This is a genomic window from Prosthecobacter sp. (genome assembly GCF_049294395.1).
In the GTDB taxonomy this organism is placed as follows: Bacteria; Verrucomicrobiota; Verrucomicrobiia; order Verrucomicrobiales; family Verrucomicrobiaceae; genus Prosthecobacter.
Genome location: NZ_JBAQCR010000277.1, coordinates 26,113 through 36,121 on the forward strand (window position 1 = coordinate 26,113; position 10,009 = coordinate 36,121).

The window sequence follows — 10,009 nt, forward strand, 5'->3', positions numbered from 1 at the left end:
GAACGCCTTCAGTATGCGCCAGTTCATGAAGTTTAGTCGGCGGCAGGTGCTTCCTCAGTGAACCCTTTCGGCGGAGTGATGCTGATCTCTTCAACAAAACACTCGTTGTCTTTGTGATCCTGAAGGTTGCTGTCCGCTTCCTTCACCCACGCGACCCGCTTGCCCTTCACGCCGTTGAAGATCGTGCGCAGGCCACGGCCTTTGATGGTGATAAGGAAGCCGCCAAATTCCAGGTCGATGCAGCCGCTTTCCGGGTCATGGTTGAACCATAGCAAATCCGTATAGCTGAAACAGGTTTGCAGCCCGTTGCGGAACTGCAATTCCAGGAAGTTCTCCTGCATCCCTTCACCGATCAGAATGGAGAAAAACTTATCGCCATCAGGCGTCAGTTCGGCAGGCTTTTCAGCCGCCTGTCTTGCCTTGAGAATTTCGTCAATTTTGTCAGCCATAGTGCCTCATTTTTTGATGACGACGGGACGCGGCGCGGCCTGCTTCGTCTTGGTTTCAGTTCTGTTTTTAGCCTGTCCCTCGCCGGTCTTCCTAATACTTGCTGCTTTTTCCTTTTTGGAGTGCTCCGCCGCACGGTCCGCGTTGCTGTTCTGCAACGGTTTTACTTTTGCCCTCCCCATCTTGACCTCTTTCTCTTTGTCTCCCTGCGCAGACCTACCACGCACCTTGTCCGCCACTTTCTTGAAATGGCTGGCCGCTGACTCGTAAGCTTTCACGAGCCGCTCTTTGCGATCTTGAGGGGCTTTCGATGCTGGAGGTTTTTCTTGAGCGGCTCCTGTCTTCTTGGCTTCATGAGCCGCCTTCAGCTCAGCGATCCTCGCGTCCGAGTGCTGGCTTATCTTGGGCCGTGCGATGCCTTTGCTTTGACTGCCCTTTCTCGGTTCTGAAGGATAGCCCTTGGAGCGGCTTTTGCCGTCCGCGCCAACCAGGTTCCGGCGCATCTCGACGTAGCCCTTCCAGTCGATGACCTCGCCTGTTTTGCGTGGTTCGACCTTCCGTCGCTCAGCGAGCTGCTTGACGAAGGTTTTGGCACCGTCCAGCCCTTTGCGGCTGTGAACAGCCTCCCGCCATTGTTTTGCACCCAGTTCGCCGTTCATGAAGTTGGAGAGTTCCTGCGAGGTCAGTTCCGCCAGTTCCACGCCGGACATTCGCGTGGACGTGTTGCCGACCGCCTGCTGCAATTCGCGGCGGTTGTCAGTGTAGATGCGGAGGGTTTGTTTGCCACGGCTGCATGACACATAAAATTGTTCACGAGAACTGGCAAGGAACGAATCGGCGCTTTGTGCCACCAGCACGTCGCGGACGCTCCGGCTCTGGCTAGAATGCGAGGTCTGGCAATAGCCGTGCGCGATATGGCCGTGGTTTGCCGGAAGAATGGCCCCGTTGCTGAGGATGATCTCGCCCTTCCTGCCGAACTTCTCCACAGCTAAGAGGTTGCCGTTGTTGAGGCGTTTGCCGTTCGTGCTCTCTCCGTTTCGTGTGATGCGAATGCGGTCCCCCTTTGCCAGGGCGATCTCGCGTTCCTCATAGACCAGAAACTTTGTGGCCTCGTTGAGGGGCAGCGTGCGGGTTTTGCCTGCCTTATTCTGAATTTGCACCGCGCCGTTTTCGCCCTGCCCCAGCACCTTGAAAATCTCGCCGCGTTTCACGCCCTTGGCGTTTTGATGGAACTGCACCACCAGACCGGCACGGTAGTTCTCAGGAAGTTGGCGCTCCGCTTCCTCCCACTGCAAGTTCTGGTATTGAAGGAACTTCTTTTCCGCGCCGAGCTGTCCCGCCTCCCGGCGAGCCTCACGAATGGCGTTCGTGACCTTGGCGCTCTCCGCATGGGTCGGAGAGACGACCAGCGGAAACTCGCCCCGTCGCCCGAGGGCGATGTAATCAGCCGCCAGTTCCCGGTGACGCTGCGCTTCGTCTGCAATTTCCACGAACGCTCCCAGGCTGTCCAGGCGACGGAAACCGGTTCGGAGGTCGCCTTTGCTGATGGCTTCGATGGCCTTCTTGTAGTCCTCGACTTCCTGCCGCCGGATCTCCGTCACTTCCGCGACGCGAAGACCGGCATGTTTTTGCAGGATGCGAAACGCATCACCCCGCGCCACCGGCGCGTGCTGCGCGGTGTCGCCAGTGAGGATGACGCGCGTTTTAGGCCCGGCGATTTCCATGATGCGCCACAAGTCCCGCGTGCCGAGCAGGCCCGCCTCGTCGATCCAGATGACCTGCCCACGAGCCTGCTTTTGCAGCTTCGTGTTGAGCATCAGATGGGCGACCGTATCAGCACCCGCGAACCCCGCTTCACGGAGGGTTTCACGGGAAGCGACGGCGGAGGGAGCAAAGGCGAACACCTTCAATCCTTGCGCCTCAATCGCGGCCACCGCGTCTTTCATGAGCGTGGTCTTGCCCACGCCGGCACCGCCGCGAATCGCCATCACCTGATCGCGGCTGGTGAGCAGATGTTTGACCGCTGCCCGCTGTTCCTCGGAGAGCTTTTCAGAATATGAAAGCCTGCCCTTGCCGCCCAGCGGCATGGCCGAATTCCGGCCAGAACGAACGAAGGCAAGGAGGGCGATTTCTTCCGCCAGAACATCCACGGAAGTGCAAAGATGCTCATCCCCAATCTTGCGCCCGATCAACTGCCGCCGCTCAAACTCAGCTTTGATGGCCTCCGGCGTCGTTTGCCCGACGCCAAAGCGAAGCGCAGCCGCCAGGATGTGACCGCGTTCCACCACCGACTGGCGCTCGAACAGTTTGGAAATGGCATAGTCCACGGCCTGCCCCGCAGTCACCCTTTCGGCTCCACCCTGCCCACGCTCATAGCAAACCTTGGAGATTTGCACCTTTTCGTCATCGGTGAGCCGGACACTCCACGCCGCCAGCAGGTCTGAAAAGGTCATGCCGTGTCGTTTTCCCTCCCGGCTTGCAGCCCCAAGCGCGTCCTTGGCTTTGGCGTCCTTGATGCCCATTTCATCGGCCAGCCGCTCAATTTGAGCGGTGCGCCGCGAGAACTTGGCAATGACACTGGCAGGCATCCCTTTGATTTCCCAGCCGCTTTTCCGGCGCTCGATGGCGTAGCCTTGAGCCACTAAACTTGCCGTCAGGCGGGCATGAAACGCCGCTTCCGCGTAATGCGCTTCGCGCTTGATGGCCCCGAACTCCGCCGCTTTCCATCGCGCCTCTGTTTGGTCGAAAGTCGCGTTGAAGGTGAAGCAGTGGACGTGAAGATGCGGATCGGGAATGCCCCCGACCGGGCGTGAGGTGAAGTGAACAAACTCCGCCCAGGCCAGGTTTCCAGTGACGCGGTTTTCCCGCGCCCCCTTCCTTCTGACTCGGGTTTCTGCCCTCGCCTCAAGTTCCGTCATGGTGTCAGAAACCGCCTGCCGAAACGCTTTCAAAACCTCTTTGTCCTGCGTTAGCGCATAAAGCACGGAGAGACTTTTTGGCGCGTGAAAATTGAGGTCATACCCGACGCGGCGACCTTCCTTCGTGCGGGGTGTCAGCTTCTCCCCAGTGAGGGGATTGCGGTTCTCCACCAGCGCCGCGAACTGCTCCCGATCCACGTCCCCGGACAGCCCCAGCAGGCCCGCAGCGCGGCCATGCCACTTGCCTACCACCTCCTGTTTCTCGGAGTAGTAGTCCTCGCGTTTCAGACCTTCCGCATAGTATTTGCGGGCGGCTGCCGCGCTCGTGTGCGCCACAACTCTGAGCATCGGTTCATTCTACCACATCTGATTCCGTGAATCCATTTTCGCCGCTTACTCGGCAAAATTTGCCTGCTAGCAAGCTATTGAGCGAGCCAGCAAGGCAGCGAACTTGCCACCTTGTCAGGTTGCGAGCTAGCAAGCTGGGAAGGCAGTTTTCGAGCAAGTTTGCCGTCTAGCAAGGAGGCTACCGAGCTAGGAAACTAGCAAGCTAGCAACATAGCAATATGATCTTCAGACATCTCTCCTTAGCAGTGCTAAGGCTGTGGTTTTTGCTCGCCGCAGAGCGGCTGCGCGGCTAGCTTGCAGTGACCCCAGCACCCTCCCCTCATGGATGAATTCAGCCTCGCCAAACGTCCCCCATCTGCCCCTACAGGCGCAAAACGAAACTGGCCTGATGACGACGAGGCGTTGCTGGAATTGAGTGCAGACGGCAAGACCAGCAGGGCTGAAAACTACTGGTGCCTGAAGGATGCGTTTGAGGGAGTGCAGATTTTGGGAGCGACCGGTTCTGGCAAATCATCAGGGAGTGGGCAAGCCCTCGCCAAGGCGTTCATGGAGTCCAATCTAGGCGGACTGGTTCTGACTGCCAAGAACGACGAAGTGCTCTCATGGAAGCGCTTCGCCAAGGCCGCAGGCCGTGAGTCAGAATTGCTCATTGTCGGCCCCGACTCACCCCACAGGTTCAACTTCCTGCGCTACGAATTGAAGCGGCCAGGAACCGGGGCAGGGCACACCGAAAACCTCGTGAACCTGTTTTGCAGCGTGCTGGAAGCAGCCGAGCGAAAACAAGGGCAGGGCGGGGGCCAGGACGCTTATTGGCAGCGCACATTGAAGCAGCTTCTCAGGAATGCGATTGACCTTGCCGTGCTCGCGCTGGATGACATCGACCTGCCATCCCTCTACCGGATCATCACGTCCGCGCCCCGCAGCACTGAGGAGGCCGAGAATCCCGACTGGCAGAAGAAATCGGCCTGCTTTGCATTGCTGGAAGTGGCGACGGCAAAAACTAAAGATAAGGGCAGGGCGAACGATTTGGAACTGACTCGCGACTTCTGGCTGCGGGAGTTTCCAAGCCTCGCCCCTGAAACCCGCTCCGTGATCGTCTCCACCTTCACCAGCATGGCCGACTGTTTTCTGCGCGGCCTGCTGCGTGACCTGTTCTGCACCGATCTCACCTTCACCCCCGAGGACACGTTCAACGGCAAGATCATCATCCTCAATCTGCCGGTGAAGGAGTTCAATGAGCTGGGCCAGTTCGCCCAGGTGCTTTTCAAGTTCATCTGGCAGAGGGCCGTTGAGCGGAGGATTTCTGCGGACATGAGCCGCGAAGCAGCCCAGGCCGCAGCTCGCCCCGTTTTCCTTTGGGCGGACGAATCACAGTTTTTCGTCAATTCCTACGATGCCCTTTTTCAGAGCACGGCGCGAAGCTCCCGCGCCTGCACCGTTTACCTGACCCAGAACCTCCCCAGCTACTTTTCGGCCTTCGGCGGACAAAACTCCCGCTCCGATGCCGAGAGCTTCCTTGGGAACCTCCAAACGAAGATTTTCCACGCCAACGGCGACCCGACCACGAACAACTGGGCAGCGGATTCCATCGGCAAGACGCGGCAAGCGACGTTTTACGGTGGATTAAATGAAGGGATGGCGAAAGGCGGCACGATGAGCCAGAACGCAGGCGGCAGCATGGTGGTGGAATACGTCGTGCAGCCGCAAGAGTTCACCATGCTGCGCACGGGTGGCCCTGAATCTGAATATCTTGTGGACTCGATCATTTTTCAAGGCGGGCGGCGATGGCTCGCGACCAAGAAGGGCGAGCCGGTCGCTCAGAATTTCATCCGGCATGTCTTCTCGCAAAAGTCATAGGGCAGGGCAACGGTGAACAAATCCACACATGAAGGACCGGCAAATTCAATCCACGGGAGCGCAGCCAAGCGTCCCCATCCTCAGTCCCATCCTGCACTGGCTGGCGATGCCGGCCATCGTGTTCCTGCGCTCCCGATTCGGCTTTTCGTTTCTCAGTCCCAAAAGTGTTTTCTTCGCCTTCGTTTGGGCGCACCTCCTGTTCTCGATCTACGCGTGGATAGAGCAGGGCGTTTGGTTCAAGTATTGGGCCGTGGCGAGCTTCGGTCTTGGCGCGGCTGCGTTGTATCTGCTGCACCTTATGCTGGCCTTTTCACGGGAAGTGGGCAGGCAGGGCAAGCACGACTTCTATTCAGGGACATCGCACCTGCTGCTGCTTCCCGGCTTCAGCCAGCTTCGCGGCAACCCGCGCTCCGAGCTGATGGTGCATCTCTGGGTCGAGCCTTTTCTGGCCTTGACCACTGCGGCGATGCTTCGCGCTTTTTTCACAGAACACCGCCTTTCAACATGGCTGATCCTTGTCGCCGTCGCCATGTGGCTGAAGGAGTTCATCAATTTCTGGTATGGCATCCGCTCGGAGAAAAAGCACGAGGACATCATTGAAGACGCCAAGGAGAAGATGCCAGGGAGCGGCGCTGCTGAAGTGCCACTGCCAGCGGCAGGAACCCGCAAACCAAGGGCGAAGCGCCCTCCCCAAATAGCCGAGGATGAGCAGGCAGTGAAGGCATTGGAATTCCGCTCCGCAGAAGTGTTGAGACTGATGCCTCCCCATTCACTGGAGCAGGCCGAGCTGAATTACCGCCATCTCATCAAGACCGTCCATCCCGATCCGAACAACGCGGACGAAGGGGCCACCGAAAAAGCGGCGACTTTGAATGAGGCCATCGAGTATTTCCGCCGAACTCTAGGCGGCTGACTAAATATGTTTGTATGACATCAACAACCGTCCCCACTTGCTATTGGTGCGGCGAAGTCGCCACCTCTGAGGATCATGTGCCTCCAAAAAGCTTTTTCCCTCAAGGGAAGAATCTGAATCTCTTCAAAGTGCCTTCATGTGCGAACCACAATGAAATGTTCTCTACACTCGACGAAAGGTTTCGATTCTACATCCAAGGATCGGCCATGAGTGAAGACGCCTTCCAGATGTTTGCCGACAAAACAATCAGGGGCTTGCAAAAGGAGGCGGCGCAGAAATTCACGGCTTCATTGGCCCAATACAGCAAGTGGATCATGGTGGATGGCGAACGCCGACGTATTTTCTCGGTTGAACCTGAAAAGCAAAACCAATTCTTCGAGAAGCTTGTGCGAGGTGCCTACTACCTAGCGTTTCGGGAGCCCGCTTGCGGTCAGATCGTCACCGCATCGCCACAATTCTATTCAGGTCTGGACTACAAGACCCTTGCTGAAAACCTGGGGCCTCTGCTCAACGACAGTTCGGTCATGACCGAGTATGCGTGTCCCAATCCCGACATTTTCCGTTTCCGCTTTGGACGCGAGGGAACACCTCCCAAACAAGCAGCAGCCATTGTCATGCTTTTCTATGGCTCCGTCGAAATACTTGGGCTTGTCACTCCGTCGCCGACGGAACAGTGAAACTAGGCGGCTGATTTTCTGCCTTTCGTTTCGATGCGAACCGAAGTCACCGGATGACCAATCGACTGCCATGCTGCTTCCATCTTGTGTTTGAAATTGGTTTCCACCCAATCAGCCACGAATTTGAGGTTTGCGCGATAGGTGAGGGTGCCATCCACCAGTTCGCCAAGCTGCAACCTTTCCAGCCAAGCTTTCACTTGGTCTGCGCCAACTTGTTTGCGCAACAGTTCCAGCACGTTCTCCCAGGCTTCTTCCAGAGGTGACCGCTCAATGAGCACGAGCTGCGCCTCTTGAGCCGGAGGGTTCTTGGCTTCAATCACTCCCCGCTTTTCTGTGCGCTCCATGAGAAGCATGTCTTTGCCTTGCGCCGAACTCACATGCTCCAGACGGAAACCCGGCAGGTCATTCTTCTTCACCAGCTTTCGCAGTGTGCTCGCATAATGCTTGTATGCCTGCTGCGATGCGGATTTCTGGTAAAGGCTCTTGAACGTCTCTTTCCAGACGCCTGTCGGGCCTCCCGTGGCTTTTCGCGCATAAAGATATAGCCAGCGCTCCACGCTGCCGGAAATATCAAAATACCGTTTGTCGAGAGTCAGCACATGGAAGTCCTGAATGCTTTCAAAGAGCCATTCGGCCAGCACGACTTCAACGCCGCGAATTTCGCCTTTTTCTTCCGTGATCTCCCACTCTGAAATCCACGAGAACTGCCTGATGCGTTTGCGACTACGCTTGCCTTGTTCGGATCGGATGGTGGTTTGAATACTCGTCATCTTGAGGCGGTGCAGGGCATCTTTGAGCCGCTGATATTGCCCGCCGCCGGGTTCACGGTTCATCCACGCGAGGAACTGATACGGGGTGAAGTGAATTCGGCGTGAAGGCTCAAGCCCCTTCCTCTTGGCTTCAATCCATTGCGAAATGGCATAGATGAGCAAATCCTGATCGTGGATCGTGGCAATGCCGTGTTCCCCGCTGCCGGTGATGCGGACTGTTTCAGTTTGGCCCGACCTCGCGTCCACATACTCGTGCTGAATGGCCTCAGTTCTTCCGGGTGTCAGGCTGAACCAGCAACGCGCCATCAGATCAATCTGGTCTTTGGGAGCGATGTCAGCCGAGGACGCTATGAACCTTTCCAAGTTCTGATGTTCTTTGATCCCACCCTCAATCATCCTGCCCATGCCCTTCGGCATACCATGATTGGTTTGAAAAAACAATATCGTCAGAGCAGCGACCTTTGAGCCGGATTTATCCGAACTTTCCAACCATCGTCAGACCGGCAACCCTTTGAATCGTCATGCCAGCGACCGTGCCGTCAGACCACCGACCAACCCACGTCAAGCCAACGACTTTGCTATCGTCACACCAACGACCCGCCATCGTCAGAGCAGCGACCTGAACAGCCCTCAAGCCCAAGCTGGCTGCGCTTCCCCACCTCTCTAAACCTTACTTAAACAGTAAAGAATAAAACCTTTAAACCCCGTCGGCAGCCGACTCGCCTTTTTGAAAAGCTCGTCTGCCTCCGGGTGCCTGGCAGGGAAGGACTAGAAAGCTAGCAAACTAGCTAGCAAGCTGTGTTGCAAGTTTGCAACCCTCCGAAGAAAAATGAAGGCACGCAGCAGCCAAACATTCGAGAGGCTATCGGTGACAGGAGCAAATCACTATTCTGCCAAAAAGAGGCAGACATGATTTACGGACTCACAAATTCAAAAGGCGGTGTTGGCAAAACAACCATCGCAGTTCACTTGGCGGCATGGCTCGTCAAAAAGAAGCGCAGCGTGATCTTCATTGATGCCGACCCGCAATCTTCGGCATCACAATGGATCAAGGAACTGGCACTGCCGATCCAGCTTGAGCAGATCGACTCGCCGGAGGAAATAATTCATCGGCTCGCCAAATTCGCGGGCGGTGCGAATGACATCGTCATTGACGGCCCCGCAGGACTTTCAGCAACGACCAGGGCCATCATGCTCCGTGCTGACCGCGTGTTTTTTCCATGCGGACCGTCAATTCTTGATCTCCGAGCAGCCTCCAAAGCCGTGCAGCTTCTTCGCGAAGCTCAGAAAACACGCAAAGGCAAACCGGAAGGACTTCTCATCCCCAACAAGCTGCAAAAGCGCGGACGCCTCAGCCGTGAAATGATGAACGCCGCCAAAAAACTTGGCGTGGATGTCACCGCTGGAGTGTGCCTTCGTCAAAGCTTCGCGGACTCCGCAGGGCAGGCCAAAGTGGTCTGGCAAATGGGCGCAGGGGCTTTGCTGGCCTCTCTCGAAATGCAGCAGCTCATGAAGGATATGACCCGTGGTTAACCGACGCTCACTCGACGACGCGCTTACCCCTGATGAGCAGAGTTTTCTTGAAACCGGCAAGACTGCCAAGGCAGAGCCGAAACCGAAATCTGAAGCAACCTCAAAGAAGGAGAATACCCCTATGGCAAGAGCAGCACTGAAAGAAAATTTCGCACAACGACCAACCGCCCAGGTGCCACCAAGTTCCGCACTGCCTCAGTTCACGATGGCGGGTGCCGTCTCCCTGAATGTTCGCATCGAACCCGAGATCAGCACCGCACTCCTCAGAGCATCCATGGACCGGAAAATCCAGAGGCTTGACCCGTTCACGCAGCGAGACATTGTTGCCGAGGCACTGGCCGAATGGCTGAAAAAGCACGGCTACCTTGCCTGATCAAGTCGCCGGTTTTATACAGCCATTTTATACAGTCACGGCCTGAAAACGTGCAATTCAGCCCCACTGGATGCAATTGGGCGCAACGCGCAATCATCGCCGAACCCTTGTGCTGCAAGGCTTTGCAAATGAATGCAACACAGTGCAACATCATGGAATACAACAGGAGTGTC

8 protein-coding genes are annotated in these 10,009 nt (G+C 56.7%); 5 read left to right on the forward strand and 3 right to left on the reverse strand.

The features are described from left to right. Positions 1 to 32: 32 nt before the first annotated feature. Entirely contained in the window at positions 33 to 449 is a 417-nt protein-coding gene (locus WAW39_RS18875; RefSeq protein WP_322283978.1) for a hypothetical protein, read from the reverse strand. Between the two features lie 6 nt (positions 450 to 455). Continuing rightward, positions 456 to 3,713, reverse strand: coding sequence for a MobF family relaxase (gene mobF / locus WAW39_RS18880; RefSeq protein WP_422320723.1), 3,258 nt, complete (start codon positions 3,711 to 3,713; stop codon positions 456 to 458). Positions 3,714 to 4,034: 321 nt separating this feature from the next. Between mobF and WAW39_RS18885 the strand changes: the two genes are divergently transcribed. From WAW39_RS18885 to WAW39_RS18895, 3 genes are all read left to right on the forward strand, one after another. Continuing rightward, positions 4,035 to 5,570, forward strand: a complete 1,536-nt coding sequence (locus WAW39_RS18885) for a type IV secretory system conjugative DNA transfer family protein (protein ID WP_422320724.1) — start codon at positions 4,035 to 4,037, stop codon at positions 5,568 to 5,570. Positions 5,571 to 5,598: 28 nt separating this feature from the next. Then, positions 5,599 to 6,483, forward strand: coding sequence for a J domain-containing protein (locus tag WAW39_RS18890; protein ID WP_422320725.1), 885 nt, complete (start codon positions 5,599 to 5,601; stop codon positions 6,481 to 6,483). A gap of 206 nt (positions 6,484 to 6,689) precedes the next feature. Further along, positions 6,690 to 7,160 (forward strand): hypothetical protein, encoded by a 471-nt coding sequence (locus WAW39_RS18895; protein ID WP_294229250.1) that lies wholly within the window; start codon positions 6,690 to 6,692, stop codon positions 7,158 to 7,160. 2 nt (positions 7,161 to 7,162) lie between these two features. Here the strand turns inward: WAW39_RS18895 and WAW39_RS18900 are convergent, their stop codons facing one another. Then, a complete protein-coding gene (locus WAW39_RS18900) occupies positions 7,163 to 8,293 on the reverse strand; it encodes a replication initiator protein A (RefSeq protein WP_422320726.1) in 1,131 nt (376 codons plus the stop codon). Between the two features lie 546 nt (positions 8,294 to 8,839). On the opposite strand from WAW39_RS18900, the gene WAW39_RS18905 reads away from it, so the two are divergent. After that, on the forward strand, positions 8,840 to 9,463 hold the full coding sequence (locus WAW39_RS18905) for a ParA family protein (protein ID WP_294229255.1): 624 nt from the start codon (positions 8,840 to 8,842) through the stop codon (positions 9,461 to 9,463). Then, on the forward strand, positions 9,456 to 9,836 hold the full coding sequence (locus tag WAW39_RS18910) for a hypothetical protein (protein ID WP_294229256.1): 381 nt from the start codon (positions 9,456 to 9,458) through the stop codon (positions 9,834 to 9,836). Before WAW39_RS18905 ends, WAW39_RS18910 begins: the two co-directional genes overlap by 8 nt. The last annotated feature ends 173 nt before the right edge of the window (positions 9,837 to 10,009 follow it).